The 14,736-nt window shown below is 66.5% G+C and carries 14 protein-coding genes, 1 tRNA gene and 2 pseudogenes; 8 read left to right on the plus strand and 9 right to left on the minus strand.

Annotated features, from left to right (window positions below; all coding sequences use genetic code 11):
• Nucleotides 1–22: 22 nt before the first annotated feature.
• Nucleotides 23–445: a MerR family transcriptional regulator gene (locus tag BST28156_RS29270; RefSeq protein WP_174904061.1), complete on the plus strand. Its 423-nt coding sequence runs from the start codon at nt 23–25 to the stop codon at nt 443–445.
• 85 nt (nt 446–530) lie between these two features.
• Here BST28156_RS29270 and BST28156_RS29275 read toward each other — a convergent pair whose 3' ends face one another.
• Both BST28156_RS29275 and BST28156_RS29280 read right to left on the minus strand, forming a co-directional pair.
• Nucleotides 531–2,744, minus strand: coding sequence for a hypothetical protein (locus BST28156_RS29275; protein ID WP_174904062.1), 2,214 nt, complete (start codon nt 2,742–2,744; stop codon nt 531–533).
• Nucleotides 2,745–3,107: 363 nt separating this feature from the next.
• The gene (locus tag BST28156_RS29280) at nt 3,108–3,986 is read right to left on the minus strand and encodes a tyrosine-protein phosphatase (RefSeq protein WP_174904063.1); all 879 of its coding nucleotides are present in this window, start codon (nt 3,984–3,986) and stop codon (nt 3,108–3,110) included.
• Between the two features lie 361 nt (nt 3,987–4,347).
• On the opposite strand from BST28156_RS29280, the gene BST28156_RS29285 reads away from it, so the two are divergent.
• Nucleotides 4,348–4,424, plus strand: a tRNA-Pro gene (locus BST28156_RS29285).
• Between the two features lie 179 nt (nt 4,425–4,603).
• Here the strand turns inward: BST28156_RS29285 and BST28156_RS29290 are convergent.
• Together BST28156_RS29290 and BST28156_RS29295 are read right to left on the minus strand one after the other, a co-directional pair.
• Nucleotides 4,604–5,232 (minus strand): annotated as a pseudogene (locus BST28156_RS29290) (substrate binding domain-containing protein); the annotation flags it as partial.
• Nucleotides 5,233–5,298: 66 nt separating this feature from the next.
• Nucleotides 5,299–5,475 (minus strand): hypothetical protein, encoded by a 177-nt coding sequence (locus BST28156_RS29295; protein ID WP_155640703.1) that lies wholly within the window; start codon nt 5,473–5,475, stop codon nt 5,299–5,301.
• On the opposite strand from BST28156_RS29295, the gene bamC reads away from it, so the two are divergent.
• Nucleotides 5,474–6,688, plus strand: a complete 1,215-nt coding sequence (gene bamC / locus BST28156_RS29300) for an NlpB/DapX family lipoprotein (RefSeq protein WP_174904064.1) — start codon at nt 5,474–5,476, stop codon at nt 6,686–6,688. The two genes, BST28156_RS29295 and bamC, sit on opposite strands and share 2 nt — an antisense overlap.
• Before the next feature lie 527 nt (nt 6,689–7,215).
• Complete coding sequence (locus BST28156_RS29305) at nt 7,216–7,506, plus strand: putative quinol monooxygenase (RefSeq protein WP_060243608.1); 291 nt, start codon at nt 7,216–7,218, stop codon at nt 7,504–7,506.
• Nucleotides 7,507–7,545: 39 nt separating this feature from the next.
• Here the strand turns inward: BST28156_RS29305 and BST28156_RS29310 are convergent, their stop codons facing one another.
• The 3 genes from BST28156_RS29310 to BST28156_RS29320 all read right to left on the minus strand — a co-directional run bounded on the left by BST28156_RS29310 (nt 7,546) and on the right by BST28156_RS29320 (nt 9,152).
• Nucleotides 7,546–7,803, minus strand: coding sequence for a hypothetical protein (locus tag BST28156_RS29310; RefSeq protein WP_009691224.1), 258 nt, complete (start codon nt 7,801–7,803; stop codon nt 7,546–7,548).
• Nucleotides 7,804–7,939: 136 nt separating this feature from the next.
• On the minus strand, nt 7,940–8,218 hold the full coding sequence (locus BST28156_RS29315) for a hypothetical protein (RefSeq protein WP_060243610.1): 279 nt from the start codon (nt 8,216–8,218) through the stop codon (nt 7,940–7,942).
• 217 nt (nt 8,219–8,435) lie between these two features.
• Nucleotides 8,436–9,152, minus strand: a complete 717-nt coding sequence (locus BST28156_RS29320) for a YdcF family protein (protein WP_174904067.1) — start codon at nt 9,150–9,152, stop codon at nt 8,436–8,438.
• 159 nt (nt 9,153–9,311) lie between these two features.
• Between BST28156_RS29320 and BST28156_RS29325 the strand changes: the two genes are divergently transcribed.
• Nucleotides 9,312–9,629 carry a hypothetical protein gene (locus BST28156_RS29325; RefSeq protein ID WP_060243614.1) on the plus strand — a complete coding sequence of 106 codons (318 nt, stop codon included), beginning with the start codon at nt 9,312–9,314 and terminating at the stop codon, nt 9,627–9,629.
• 187 nt (nt 9,630–9,816) lie between these two features.
• Here the strand turns inward: BST28156_RS29325 and BST28156_RS29330 are convergent, their stop codons facing one another.
• Together BST28156_RS29330 and BST28156_RS29335 are read right to left on the minus strand one after the other, a co-directional pair.
• Nucleotides 9,817–10,071, minus strand: coding sequence for a hypothetical protein (locus tag BST28156_RS29330; protein WP_060243617.1), 255 nt, complete (start codon nt 10,069–10,071; stop codon nt 9,817–9,819).
• Nucleotides 10,072–10,271: 200 nt separating this feature from the next.
• A pseudogene (locus BST28156_RS29335) lies at nt 10,272–10,667 on the minus strand (transposase); the annotation flags it as partial.
• Between the two features lie 427 nt (nt 10,668–11,094).
• Between BST28156_RS29335 and BST28156_RS29340 the strand changes: the two are divergent.
• The 3 genes from BST28156_RS29340 to scpB all read left to right on the plus strand — a co-directional run bounded on the left by BST28156_RS29340 (nt 11,095) and on the right by scpB (nt 14,574).
• The gene (locus BST28156_RS29340; protein WP_060243619.1) at nt 11,095–11,997 is read left to right on the plus strand and encodes a LysR family transcriptional regulator; all 903 of its coding nucleotides are present in this window, start codon (nt 11,095–11,097) and stop codon (nt 11,995–11,997) included.
• Nucleotides 11,998–12,060: 63 nt separating this feature from the next.
• Nucleotides 12,061–13,263, plus strand: a complete 1,203-nt coding sequence (locus BST28156_RS29345) for a pyridoxal phosphate-dependent aminotransferase (RefSeq protein ID WP_174904065.1) — start codon at nt 12,061–12,063, stop codon at nt 13,261–13,263.
• Nucleotides 13,264–13,524: 261 nt separating this feature from the next.
• Entirely contained in the window at nt 13,525–14,574 is a 1,050-nt protein-coding gene (gene scpB / locus BST28156_RS29350; protein ID WP_174904066.1) for an SMC-Scp complex subunit ScpB, read from the plus strand.
• Nucleotides 14,575–14,736 lie beyond the last annotated feature (162 nt).

The raw sequence follows: 14,736 nt of genomic DNA on the forward strand, positions 1-14,736 counted from the left end.
CTTTACCGATGGTTAACCGACGATGACCACCACGGTTGAAAAAGTCGTCTTGCCTCCGATTCCCGCGAAGCGCTACTTCACGATCGGCGAAGTCAGCGAGCTGTGCGGGGTCAAGCCGCACGTGCTGCGGTACTGGGAACAGGAATTCACGCAGTTGCGGCCGGTGAAGCGGCGCGGTAATCGCCGCTACTACCAGCATCACGAGGTGCTGCTGATCCGGCGGATTCGCGAATTGCTGTACGAGCAGGGGTTCACGATCAACGGCGCGCGCAACCGGCTCGATTCGCCGGGCGGCGAGCGCGGCGCGGCGGCAGCGCCGCTCGAGAACGACGCGCCGGCCGCGGCCGAAGCACGGGCGCAGGGCGGCAAGGCCGGCGCGACCGTCGACGTCGTCGCGCTGCGGCAGGCGCTGCTCGATGTGATCGACGGGCTGAAGCGCGACTGAGCGCGACGTGCGGACGACAAAAAAACCGGTTGGCGATAACGCGCCAGCCGGTTTTTTTATGCGCGCGGCTTGTGCTGCGCGTCCGTCAGCGTGCGGCGAGCGGATCTTTCCGTCCGGTATCGACGACCAGCGTGCCGTCGGGCAGCATCCGCACCGAGCCCTGCGCGACCTGGCTGCGGTAGCCGTACAGGTCGAAGCGCATCGGGCCCGGCTCGGCCGAATTCTGGATCAGCGCGCGCACGTTCAGCTCCAGTACGTTGAACATCTTCATGTCGCCGCCTTCCATCCACATATAGCTCGGTGCGTCGATCTGCGGCCGTTTCGGCGCGGGCGCGTCCGCGGCGCGGCGGAACGTGAGGCGCAGGCCGTCGCGCTCGACCGTCGCCTGGCCGAGCTTGCCGCTCAGTATCGGCGGCGGGAACACCGTGTACTGGTCGAGCACCAGCGTGTCGCCGCGCAGCTCCGCACCGCGGCGCTGCAGCGGCGTCAGCGACGCGAGCTCGATGCCGAGCGAGCGCAGCAGCTTCGCCTGCGGGACGCCGAGCACCGACACCTGCGACGGCGTGAACGCGAGGTGGCGATCGTCGAGCACCGCGAGCGTGCCCTTCATGTCGGTCGGCAGCCAGACGCCCGGCACGTGGTTCCACAGCTTGATGCCGCCGCGCACGCGCAGGTTCTGGCCGTCCGCGCTCAACTGCAGGTTGTTCAGCGAGCGCGGCGAGTAGTCGAGCAGGTAGTTGTTGAAGAGCGCCGACATCGCCTTCCACGATTCGACGACCGTGCCGCCGAGGATGTGGATGTCGTACTGGTTCGGGTCGTCGAGATCGACCGGTTCGCCGGCGCGCCTCGCGACGAGCTGCACGTCGAGATCCTCGACGTGGAAGCCGATGTCGCCGGACACGTTGAAATCGACGTTGTGCAGATGAATCGTCGGGTGGCGGTTCGACACGTGCCGCTCGTTGAACGGCGTGCTCGGCGTGCGCCGCATCGCGACCTTCTGCATGCCGGGCCGCGCCGCGTCGGCGGCCAGCGCGTACGCTTCCCAGTGCTGGCGCAGGTCGCGCAGCGTGTTCTGCTGCGCGGCGAGGAAGCTGTCGTTCAGGCGCGCGGCCGCGTTGCCGACCGGCGCACCGCTCGCGGGGCCCGCATACGACGGCATGCGGATCGCCATCGCGCCGCTTTCGTCGAAATTGAAATAGCCGGCCGACACCTGGTCGCGATAGTGGTACAGGTCGAACACGAAGTTCTGGCCAGGCTTCGACGCGTCGAGCGGGCCGATCACGATGTCGGCGTTCATCGGCATCGAGCGCATGAACTTCACGTCGCCGCCGCGGATGACCATCGCCTGCTGCGGCGCGTTCGCGGGCATCGCGAAGCCCGCGTGCGTGCCGTCGTCGAGCGTCAGGTCGAGGCCGCCCGGCGTCACGCGCAGCGCGGTGATCGTGATTTTCAGGCGCGGCGGCGGCATCAGCCTGTCGACCGACATCACGAGATCGTCGCCGGCGAGATGCGCGATCGGCGTCTCGACCTTCAGCAGATCGGCCATTTTCACGTTGGCCGCGCGCATCACGGGCTGGGCGTCGAGCCCGGACACGCGCACGCCGGTCGGATGGAATACCAGTTGGCTGCCGTCGCGGATCGCGAGCGTGCCGGTCAGCGAGAACGGTACCCAGCCGTCGCGCTGCATTTCGCCCTGCAGATGGATCACGCCGTCGCCCGCCGATACGGCGAGCTTGCGCAGCGGCGCGTTGCGGTAGCCGAAGATGTAGGTATTGAACAGCGCGGTCAGCTTCGCGTTGTCGAGCGTGACCGAGCCCTGGTGCACGTCGATCTGAAAGCTCGTCGGATCGTCGAACACGATCGGCGCGCCGGGCTGGGTCGGCACGAGCGTTGCCGACAGCTGATGAATGAAGAAGCCGAGATTGTTGACGACGCGGAAGTCGACGTCGCGCAGGAACGTCATCGCGCCGTTTTGCCCCGAGTCGCGCAGCGTGAACGGGCGCGGCTGCGTGAGCCGGATCGATCCGAGCGACGGCACGGTGCGCGCGATCTGCTGTTCGCGTGCGAGCCGCTCGGCTTTTGCGCGCTCGATCTTCGTCGACGCGGCCGATGCATTGGGGTCGCGTTGCGCGGTCGATTCCGCGCAGCCGGCGCCGAGCAGCGCGAGCGCGAGTACGCCACAGCCCAGTGCACGCGACGCGCCGCGCGAAAGCGACGCGGCTGCGCGTCGCGGGCCGGAAGTCCAATCTATTGGGGGTGCCAAAGGCGAGCGATGGCCGCGCCGGACCGCATTCCGCATCGTCTGTCTCCGTGTCTTGTCATGATCGGCGGCGGCGCGCGCGATGCACGGCGCGGGCGTCGATGCCGTGCAGTCTGACATAGCCGGCTAGAGCCGCGTTACCAAACAGCGGGAACGGGGGCGGCGGCGGCCGGCGCGCGGCGCGACAATGGATTCGCGGCGGCGGGGCGGCAGGATCAAACGGTCGTTTGGTTTTGGGCGGCGCGGGTTGGATTGCGGCCGCGGGGCGGAAGCCGGCGCGGGCTGCGATCCGTTGGGAATCCCGCCCGGGTATTCCCCGAGCGTTGTCGGGCCGCAGCCGGGCGTCGATGCGGGCCTTTTGCGATCCGGCGTGACGGCCCGCGTTCGCCTGGATCGCGCTGATCAGATCAGCATGCGCTGCCGGATCGCGTTCAGCGTCGCCTGGTCGAGCTGGAGGCCGTCGGCGATATACGCGGTCATCGATCCGTACGTCGCGGCGACTTGGTCGAGTGCGGCCTGCAGGTAGTCGGCCTGCGCGCCTTGCAGCGCCGCCATCATGTCCGCGGCATCCTGGCCGCCGGCCTTGCGGGCTTGGGCGACGGAGGCGGCGATCTCGGCCGCGCTATAGGTGTTGGTGAGCAGGTAGTCCGAGAAAATCGTCTGCATGGACATGCCGAGGATCGTGTGCAGGATGGCGGCTGCCCAGCCGGTGCGGTCCTTGCCGGCCGTGCAGTGGAACACCAAGCTGCCGCTGCCGTTCGCGAAGCCGGTGAGCAGCGTGCGATAGCTCGCATGCGCGGTGTCCGCGGTGACGAAGGTGCGGTACATCGTCTGCATGAATGCCGCCGCGCTCGCGCCGTTGGTCGGAAGCGGGCCGAGCTGGGCAACGCCCAGTACGTTCAGGTTCTGCCAGGCGGCGCCGGCCAGCGGCACATCGGGCTGCGCCTGGATTTCCGCGGTCGTGCGCAGGTCGCAGACCTGCGTGATACCGAGCGTGTCGACGACGGCCACGTCGGCGGCCGACAGGGCGAGCGCCGACGAGCGATAGATCATGCCTTTCTTCATGAGCGCGCCGCTCGTCGTCACGTAGCCGGTTCCGTTCGGGCCGGCCGTATCGCGGAAGTTCGACGCCGAACCGAGTCGGGGTGTCGTGACCGGGGCGACCGAGATCGAGTCGCCGCCGCACGCGGACAGCAGCGAAGTGCTGCCCAGCGCCGCGCCGAGCGTGCCGGCGCTCAGTCGCAGAAATTGTCGACGGGAAATTTCGTTTTTCTGATTCATTCGATGGCCTTTGTCGGGGACGATGGCAAGCGTCGTCCGGAGGTGGCGACCGGCGCCGCTGCCGCGACCTGCACGGCGAGGCAAAACCTGGAACGGCCGGATCGATCGGCGCGCGGTCGGACGGTTGTCCGGACGCGTCGATGTCGCGCCGGGTAAGCGCACGGTAGCGGTCGGTGACGTTTCGGCCATCGTCCTTTTCGATTAGGGAGCGATGCGGATGCATGCTTGCCGGGATGCCTGCGTGCGACGGCAGCGGCAGCGCGAGATCGGCGCGGGCTCGCAAAAAATTTCACATGGACATTCATAAAATGCATGTGACCCGTTCTAATCCGGCGAACTGTCTGTTATACTTTTTTTCTTTCGGGGCGTAGCGCAGCCTGGTAGCGTACCTGCATGGGGTGCAGGTGGTCGGAGGTTCAAATCCTCTCGCCCCGACCAAAAATTTGTATTGCAGAAAAGGCCTTACGGTTTGCGCCGTAAGGCCTTTTCTGTTTTCGCGCGCGAATTCAGTGAATGCCGCACCGGCTCATCGAGCAGCGGCTCGTTCGTGTGGCCCTGCGCCGAAAGTCTCACCGCCAGAAGGTTATCCGTGGACCCCGCGCTGCAGGCAGCGGAACTCAGTGCGTTGCCGCACGCCATTCCGCTTCCGCACTCGTCAGCCTGGCGATGAAGAAGTCGGCCAGCGCGCCGACCTTGGCAGGTCGTGCGCGCGCAGACGGCGTGACGAAATAAAGACCGCCTTCGGGCAAGCGCCAGTCGGTCAGGATCGGTTCGAGTCGGCCGTCCGCAAAGTACGGCGTCGCGGCGAATTCCGGCAGTTCGGTAATCGCGAGCCCCGCAAGCACCGTCGGTAGCAGCGCTTCCACGCTTGTTCCGCGCAGCGCGCCGGCGGGGGGGGCGCGCAGGTTGCACCGTCCTCGCGCGAAAAGCGCCAGACATCGCGCTGGCTGCGATTCACGTAGGTCACGCATGCATGGGCGGCGAGTTCCTGCGGATGTCGCGGGCGGCCATGGCGCGACAGATAGGCAGGCGATGCCGCGACGAAGCGGCGCACGGGTGCGATCAGCCGCGCGACGAGCGACGAGTCCTCCAGGATGGCGATGCGCAGCGCGGCATCGAAGCCCTCGCCAATCAGGTCGGCCTGTACATCGGTGAGATGCAGGTCGACGGAAATCTCCGGATAAGCGTCGAAGAACTCGGGCAGCAGCGGCGCTACCCAGCGTGCGCCGAACGAGGGCGGTGCGGATGTCGCCGGTTGTCGCGTTGCGATGGATCGCCGGCCATTGCGATCTACGGATTGCACCGGACGCCGTCAGCCGGAGATTTCAATCCTCTTGCGCCGGCCCGACAGCAACCCGCGCCGGTTCAGGCTGACGCGGGTTGCTGCCGGGCCGGCCGCTTTTTTGCACAGCCCGCCGCAGCCCCGGTAAAATGCAAGGTTGATCCACGGAAAGCGCCGTGATTTAGCGGAAGAGGATTCCCCGAACATGACTGATCTTCGTCTTACCATGCGGTTCGCTGCAGTGCTCGCCACCGGCGCGCTCGTCGCCGGTTGCGGTACGTCGTCGCCCACGAAAGTGGACTACAAGAGCGACTCGAAATCGAAGGAAGCGTCGCTCGCAGTGCCGCCCAACATGCTCGACGAGACGGCCGATCAGCGTTCGCTGCCGCCGCAGGGCGGCGCGACTTCCCTGTCCGCGCTTCAGCAGGTCCAGCAGGCGGCGCCCGCGACGGACACCGTCGCCCCGGCGGTGCCCGGCATGCATATCCAGCGCGACGGCACCGAAAGCTGGCTCGTGATCGACGGCAAGAGCCCCGCCGATATCTGGCCGCAGGTGCGCCGCTTCTGGCAGGAGCAGGGTTTCCTGCTCGTCGTCGACCAGCGCGCCAAGGGCGTGATGGAAACCGACTGGAACGAAACCCATCCGCAGATCAACGACGGCCTGATCCGCAGCGTGATCTCGAAGGCGATGGGCAATTCGTACGTGACGGCCGAGCGCAACAAGTACCGCACGCGTCTCGATGCGGCACCGAACGGCGGCACCTACGTGTTCATCAGCCAGAAGGGGATGCGCGAGGCGATCACCGGCTCGAACAACGATTCGAGCAAATGGGAGCCGAAGCCGAACGATCCGGCACTGGAAACCGAATACCTGAAGCGCCTGATGGCCGTGCTCGCGCAAAACGAGCAGCGCGCGAAGAACGGCGAGCCGCCAATCGCGAACATCAAGGACAACACGGTGGCGGCGAAGGACAAGAAGGACGACGCCGATGCCTCGTCGAAGGCCGCCGCGGCGATCGCTGCGCAGAACGTCACGCGCACGTCCGCGCAAGGGAACGACGCGGGCGATGCGGCTGCGGTGCCGTCCGAAGTCACGCTCGGCGAACCGTACGACCGGTCGTGGCTGCATGTCGGCCTCGCACTCGATCGCGCGAACTTCACGGTCGACGATCGCGATCGCACGAAGGGCCTGTATTTCGTGCGCTACGTCGATCCGAAGGACCTGAGCTCGGCCGAGCAGGGCTTCTGGAGCCAGTTGTTCCACGGCAAGAAGGAAAAGCAGGCGAAGCAGTATCGCGTCAACGTGAAGGCGCTGACGCCCGACCAGACGCGCGTCGCGGTCGTCGACGATTCGGGGGCGATCGACACGTCGCCGCCGGCTCGCCAGATCATGGGGCTGCTCGTGAATCAGCTGCGCTGATCGCGACGTTTCCCCGTCGGTCCGCACGAAACCCGCCTTCCGGCGGGTTTTTTATTACCGCGCGCCGGCGCGCGCGCATGGGCGAAGGGCTCCGTCCCCTTGTGTGACGTTACGTAACATCCGGGCGTTACGGCGGCAGATCGGGTGTTACATCGTCGTGACCGAAAAAATTCCCCTTATAAATCAAAGGAATGTTCATAAACCCATGTCTGGCACGGAGTCTGCTTTATATGTCGGAATTGCACAGACAGGGAGGATGACGTCAGACACCGGGCGCGCGTCGCGGACGCCCGACCAACGGTATCGACGTCTTCGAATGCCGGCGCAGCGAGCGCCGGCGCAACCGATGACGATCCGCACCGCGTGCGGATCTCGATGGCCCCGTCGCCTATCCTCGTAGGGCGACGGTTTTGCCCGCGCTTCTCTGAAGCGCGGGCTATTTTTTTGGTGCGTGCGCTTTCGCGGCGCGCGGATGTAGTCGGCCGGATTCGCGTATTCTCGGATTTTTTGAATTGGAGGAGTGGGGAATGTCGGAAATCGCTGTCGTCGCGCTGATCGTCGCGAAACCGGGTGCCGAGGAAAAGCTGCGCGGCGTGCTCGAAGGCATCGTCGAGCCGACCCGCAACGAGGCCGGCGCACTGCAATACGACCTGCACCGGGACCTGAAGGAGCCCGCGCGATTCGTGTTCGTCGAGCGGTGGGAGAGCGAGGCGGCGCTGGCCGCGCATGCGCGTTCCGCGCACATCCTCGCTTATCGTGAAGCGGCCGCGGACTGGATCGAGCGTTCCGAAATTCGCGTGCTGTCGAAACTCGTCTGAGCGGGCGGCCGGTCCGCGAACGGCGGCCGCCGAGGGGCGTCAGTGCGACGCGCTGGGCACGTCGAGGATCAGGATGATCGTCCAGTCGGCGTCGCCGTCGTGATGGTACTGGCGTTCCGCGACGATGAACGGCTGCTGCTTGCCCTGCGGGCCGAGGAACAGCACATCGCCCTCCATCGGCAGGCACTCGATCGGCGGCAGCGCGAGAAAGGCGTCGTCCGAGCCGCGCGGCATCAGTTGCTTGATTTTGCGAGTGGCGGCGTCGGTCCACTCGATGTCGAGTTGAATGTTGCTCATGCTGTCCTCCGCACCGGGGTGCGTACGGGTGGAAAAAATCGGTGCGCGACTTTAGCACAGCGTGCCGGCGCCGCAACCAAAAAAGCCGAACCCGGTTGCCCGGATTCGGCTTTTCGCTTGTGCGGTGCAGCCGAACTTACTGGCTGGCAGCGTCTGCCGGAGCGGCCTTGGCGGCTTTCTTGCCGGCCTTCTTCGCGTGATGGGCTGCCTTCTTGCCGTGGTGGTGATGCTCTTCGTGCATCGCCGGCTGAGCGGCTTCGGCCGCTTGCTGCTGTTGCAGCGCCTGAGCGCGCTGCTCGATCTCGGCGATCTTGGCCGGATCGGTGATGGTCTGGATCTGCGTGCTCTCTTGCGCATACGCTGCGCCAGTCAGCGCCGACATCGCAACCAGGATAGCCAGGGACGTCTTCTTCATTGCCTTTACCTCCGCTAAGTGGTGATGAACCCGAGTGTTGCCGTTTTGTCTGGCGACTGCAATCGAGTGCGTGTCGAGTGTAACAAAAGTGACGGATCAGTGTGAATCCGATCGCGGCGCGACGCAAGGCCGCGTTGAAGTCGCGCAACACTTCGCACATTTCGTCATGCGCGTGCCATTCTGCATTGCCACGCGGCTTCAGTGCGCCGGCGCACCGTCAGAACCACCCGAGCAGTCGATAAACATGGAATTGCGCGATGCCGACCAGCTCGTGCAGCGCCTGTTCGGCGTTGACGATGTTCCGCCAGCGCGGCAGCCAGCCCGTCTGCGCGTCCCGACGGTTCGCATAGACGGGTTGCGGATCGATGCCGAAGCGGTGGAAATCGAGCAGCGCGCGGCGCATCTGATACGACGACGTGACGAGAATGCGTGCGTCGTCATGCTGTGAGCGTAGTATAGACGCAGTGAATTTGGCATTTTCGTAGGTGGTGCGGCTGTCCGGCTCGAGGATGAGGTCGGCGGAATCGACGCCCGCGGCAATGAGCCGGCGCCCGTAGACGGCCGCTTCGGTTTCGCCGTGATGCTGCGGATCGCCGCCCGACATCACGACCGTGCATCGCTGGGCCTGCTGTCGGCAGGCATGGTAGAGCGCGGCGGTCTTGCGGATGCGCGCGTCGCCGTCCGGTGGCGGCCGAAGCCCGGTGTCGGTGCGGCGCGTGCCGGCGCCGATGACGATCAGCGTGGTCTTCCCGTGCATGTCCGGGCGCGCAACGGGCACGACGCCGGCCTCGGCCCAGGCGATCAGCGGCGCCGCGAGCCAGCCGGTTGCCAGCAGTCCGAACAGGGCAGCAGCGGCGAGCGCAATGAGTCGCCGCCATTTGCGGAAGAGCATGAAACCGATGAAGAGAAGTACAAATGAATCGAACAGGATCAATTTGATTGGGGTATGGTGTCTTTTTATGGACGGCTGACGATCCGGCCCTGACGCGACGCCGAGAACGTCGAGCCCCAGAATCGGTGGCGGCATCGGCGGGCGGAGATCCCGCCCGGCACGCCGCTTCGCATTGTCGCTGCACTTTAAGAAAGAATCGAGATGGCCACGTATTCCAATGAAGCGGTGCTCGACGCATTGAGACGAGTGCAGTACCGCCAGGTACCGTGGGCGCGCCGCCCAGGCGTGTTCGAGTATCTCCGGTCGCTCGGGCTGATGGACACGGTCAGGCAGAAGACCGTCGCGCCCGCGCCGGGTTTCCATGCACCGGTCGACATCGCGGTGCTGACCGACAACGGTCGAGCCGAGTTCGCGCGCCTGGAGCGCGAAGAGAAGCTGATCGCCTGGACCGATCGCCGTATGGACGACTACGTGCTCAGCGATGCGAGCGCCGTGTCGATTCTCGAAAGCAGGCTGTAGCGACGCTTCGAGCCTGTCCCGCCTCCCGTCGGCGTGCCGGCGGCGCCAAAAAAAAGCCCGTATCACGAGGATACGGGCGTACCGGATACTTTTGCTGTTGCCACGCTGTGCTCATGGCAACGATGTGACCCGGCGCACGGCCGGACAGTTCCCGACTGCGGGCATTTTCTTTGACGAAACCGGGCGTTTACGGATGACGCGGCAGGTCGGCGGGTTGCGAGCCGACGCGCGCGCGCGCATTGCTTGCGATGTCGCCGCGCAGGTCGCCGCGCGGGACGGTCTGCCGGCCGGCCGGGCCGCCGGGCGGCTGCTGGTGCATCAGGGCGCTGCGATGATCCTGCTGGCGATGGGGTGGTTTGGTGCGATCGTCCGCACGCGCGGGAGCGGTCAGCGCCAGCGAAATGACAATGCCGCATGCGACGAGCAGTGACATTGTTTTCATGGCGGGCTCCCTTCAAGCCGTCGGCGCGGCCTGTTGATATGTCGCTAAGGTAAGCGCGGGAGTGCAGGCATGCTGTAAATAATGGTAAATAGATGTATCGCTGCACGACAGCCGTAATCGATGGCCGCGCAGGCACCGCGAAAAGATCGCGCCGCAGAATGGAATCGGGCGGCCGAAGCCGCCCGATCGAGTCTGCATCACGCCATCTTGACCGGCGCGCGCCAGGATTCCGGATTGGTCCAGAAGGCGCCGCGCAGCCGATCGCGGCTCGGCGGCGCGGGCGGCTTGGCCGCGCTCGCGCCGATGCGCCCGCGCAGCGAGATCTGCCGGCCGCTGGTGCCGAGTCGCTTGACGATTTCCGCGAGCGTGCCGTCGGCCTGCCATTCGTCGAAGCGGCGGCGGCAGGTCGGCGGAGACGGATAGCGGCCCGGCAGCTTCGACCAGCCTTCACCGGTCGACAGCACCCACAGTACGGCATTCACCACCGAACGGGCCTCTACGCGGGGGCGGCCGCGCCGCTCACTGCGTGCAGGTTCCGAGCAAAACAGACCCTCGACCAGCGCCCATTCGTTATCTCTTAAATCGTCGAACAGCATCATGTCCTCACCTCAGCGAAGCTAACTCCGATGCGCTGCCATGCGCCGCGCACTCTTCAGGCACTCGAGCGTCGAGTGCCGGGTGGGGGCGTCCGGTAAGCCGGTAGCGGGGTTACAGCATTCCGTCCGACGAAACCTTGCCCTGTGCGCCATGTAATGCACGAAGCGTGCCATGTCCGAGGTGAATCCCTCGAGAGCCGCTTGGCAGCGAGCCGACGGCCATGTCAGCTAGGGGCGTATAAGACGCCAAAATGACCCGGCAGCAAATCGGGACAATCACCAATCTTGTGCAATTCGCCCGTACTACGTGCGTTTGCGCGCATATTGCACCGCAGCGAAACATGCGCGTTCCACACCGATTCAGGCATCGCACGGGGTGCGCGCATTAGAATCGCGCATCGATATCGACGATTGATGAGGTCAGGAGATGAACGTCACGCTGCGCCAGCTTCGCGTATTCATCGAGGTTGCGCGGCTCAGGAGTTTCAGTCGCGCGGGCGACGAGATCGGGCTCACGCAGTCCGCGGTCAGCCGCTGCGTGCGTGAACTGGAGGCCGAACTGGGGCTGAAGCTGATCGACCGCACGACCCGCGACGTGCAGTTGACCGACGTCGGCGCGAACCTGATCGCAAGCGTGTCGCGGCTGATCGACGATCTCGACGATACGCTGCGCGAGATCCGCGAGATCGGTGAACAGCGCCGCGGGCGCGTGATCGTCGCGGCCAGCCCGACGATCGCATGCCGCCTGATGCCGCGTGTGGTGGCGTCGTGCGAGCGGCAGTTCCCGTTCGTCACGCTCGGCCTGCGCGACGACGTGCAGAGCGACGTGCTGCGCAGGGTGAAGTCGAGCGAAGTCGATTTCGGCGTCGTGATCGGGCCGCTCACCGTCGCCGATCTCGTCTGCGAGCCGCTGATGACCGATTCGTTCTGCCTGATCGCGCGCGCCGATCATCCGCTTGCGGCGCGCACCGAAGTGCCGTGGACCGCGCTGAACGGCGAGCGCCTCGTGCTGCTCGATCATGCGTCCGGAAGCCGGCCGCTGATCGACGCGGCGCTGGCCGCCCATCACGTCAGTGCGACGGTCATGCAGGAGCTCGGGCATTCGGCGACCGTGTTCGGGCTCGTCGAGGCGGGCATCGGCGTGAGCGTGCAGCCGTGGCTGTCGCTGCCGCTGCCGGCCGGCTCGACGCTCGTCGCGCGGCCGCTCACGCCGCGCACCGAGCGTACCGTCGAGCTGGTGCGGCGCCGCGACCGGTCGCTGTCGCCTGCTGCGCAGGCGATCTGGGAGCTGGTGAGGCAGATGCCGGCGCGGGCCGAGGATCTCGACTGACGCGCGCCGTTGCGGCCGGCCGCCGGTACACTACGCGGATCGTGTTCCCCGACGGTGGCCCCGATGTTGGATTCCGCAGATTCCCGTCCGGCAGCGGACGTGCCGGCGGCGCGCGGTGCGGTGCAGGCGCTGCGTCCGTCGCTGATCCGCGAAGTGGCGAACGCCGGTTTCGGCGTGCCCGACGTGCTGCCGTTCTGGTTCGGCGAGTCGGACCGCGTGACGCCGGACTTCATCCGCGATGCGGCGGCTTCCGCATTGCGCGACGGCGCGACGTTCTACACGCATAACCTCGGCACCGGATCGCTGCGCGCGGCGATCGCCGCATACGTGAGCGCCCGGCACGGCGCGACGGCGGTCGAGGCAGTGGCCGTAACGAGTGCCGGCGTGAGCGCGCTGATGCTCGCATCGCAGCTGCTGGTCGGCCCCGGCGACCGCGTCGTCGCGGTCACGCCGCTGTGGCCGAATCTCGTCGAGATTCCGAAGATCCTCGGTGCGCAGGTCGAATGCGTGCCGCTCGCCTACTGCAGCGACGGCTGGCAACTCGACCTCGACCGGCTGCTCGATGCGCTGACGCCCGGCACGCGGATGCTGCTGGTCAATTCGCCGAACAATCCGACCGGCTGGACGATGTCGCGCGACGATCAGCAGGCAGTGCTCGCGCGTTGCCGTCGTCACGGCACCTGGCTGGTCGCCGACGAGGTGTACGAACGGCTCGCCTTCGGTGCGCCCGGTGCGCCGTCGTTCCTGGATATCGCGTCGCGCGACGAACGGGTCGTCGTCGTGAACTCGTTTTCGAAGGCGTGGGCGATGACGGGCTGGCGGCTCGGGTGGCTGGTCGCGCCGGCGTCGGTGATGGACGACCTGTCGAAGCTGGTCGAGTACAACACGTCGTGCGCGCCCGGTTTCGTGCAGGCTGCCGCCGAAGTCGCGCTGCGCGACGGCGAGCCGTTCGTGCAGTCGTTCGTCGCGACGCTGCGCGATGCGCGCGACCATTTGGTCGCCGCGCTGCGGACGCTGCCGGGCGTCGAGGTCGCGCCACCGCCCGGCGCGATGTACCTGTTCCTGCGGCTGCCGGGCGCAGGCGACAGCCTGGCGTTCTGCAAGGCGCTGGTGCGCGACGCGGCGCTCGGTCTTGCGCCCGGGTGCGCATTCGGGCCCGAAGGGGAAGGCTTCGTCCGCTGGTGCTACGCGTGCGATCCGGCGCGGCTCGATGCGGGCGTCGAACGCCTGCGCCGGTTCCTCGCGGATCGTGGCGCAGCAAGCTGAAGCGGGGCCGGAGCGCGAGCGGCCGGCCGTTCGACTCATCTTTACGCACCGGGCAATTTTGCGTAATATGGCGCTCAGTCACGCGGCTCCGTCGTTGAGTCGTGCTGTTCCGTCCGGTTTGGGCCTGGCTTGAAGTTGGTGCGCCGCCCCCGGTTCGTGCTCCCATCAATATGACCGATCAGAATCGGGCGAGCGCGTCTTCCGTTCCTTTCGTCTGTTTGTTGATCCGGTTCGTTTGACCACAGGGTCTGGCCTAGCTGCATGAATACCCAAGAGGCGAAGATCGTCCTCGAGACTGCTTTGATCTGCGCGCAGGAGCCGCTTAAGCTCGGCGATTTGCGCAAGCTCTTTGCCGACGGCGTGTCGGCTGACACGGTCCGCACGTTGCTCGAAGATCTGAAACAGGATTGGTCCGGCCGCGGCGTCGAACTGGTTGCGCTGGCGAGCGGATGGCGCTTTCAGAGCAAGCCGGCGATGCGTCATTTTCTGGATCGGCTGCATCCGGAGAAGCCGCCGAAGTATTCGCGCGCGGTGCTCGAGACGCTCGCGATCATCGCGTACCGGCAGCCGGTCACGCGCGGCGACATCGAAGAGATTCGCGGGGTCACCGTCAATACGCAGGTGGTCAAGCAGCTCGAGGATCGCAACTGGATCGAGGTGATCGGGCATCGCGACGTGCCGGGACGGCCTGCGCTGTATGCGACGACCAAGCAGTTCCTCGACGATCTGGGACTGAAGGCGCTCGACGATCTGCCGGCGCTCGAGGAGCCTGCCGCGAACATCGAGGCCGCGCTGCTCGCGCAGCAGGCGATGGACTTCGACGGCGATGCACCGATTGCGGGCGATGCGTCCGAATCCGGCGACGACGCGGCGGCCGATGCGTCGTCGGTCGTGGCCGGCGAAACGGCTGCCGCGCAGCCGGCCGAATTGCACGGCGACGCCGAGACGGACGTCGCGTCGACGCAGGAATTGCAAAACCGCGATACGCTCGGGGCGGATCGCGGGCAAACCGAACAGGGCGGCGCCGAAGCAGCGCCGGCCGGTGTGCAGCCGGTGCCGCTGCACGCGGAATCGAACGAGGAAGATCGCAAGCCGGCCGCCGATGCGGCTGCCGGGGGCGGGACGGAAGCGGCCGGCGACACGTCCGGCGAGGCCGGTCGGGCCGACGCGTCCAGTACCCGTCTCGCGGGCGGCGAGATGCTGGACGACACGTCCGACAGTCTCGCCGATGCCGTACGAAGCGCCAGCGCGCCGATCGGCGCGGACGCGCTGCCGGACGACGAAGCAGAACCCGAACAGCGTCGCGCCTGATCGCGGCCGACTTCTTGCCGCGCCCTCTCCGGGCGCGAGACCTGACATTTTGAGGTTGTTTTGACTGATATCCACGATATTGAATCGTCCGCGCCTGCCGTGCAGGCGGCGCGCGCCGACGATGCGCCGGAGCAGGACGCTCCGGCCGCGGGCGGCGACGAG

Source organism: Burkholderia pseudomultivorans, assembly GCF_902499075.1.
GTDB lineage: Bacteria > Pseudomonadota > Gammaproteobacteria > Burkholderiales > Burkholderiaceae > Burkholderia > Burkholderia pseudomultivorans.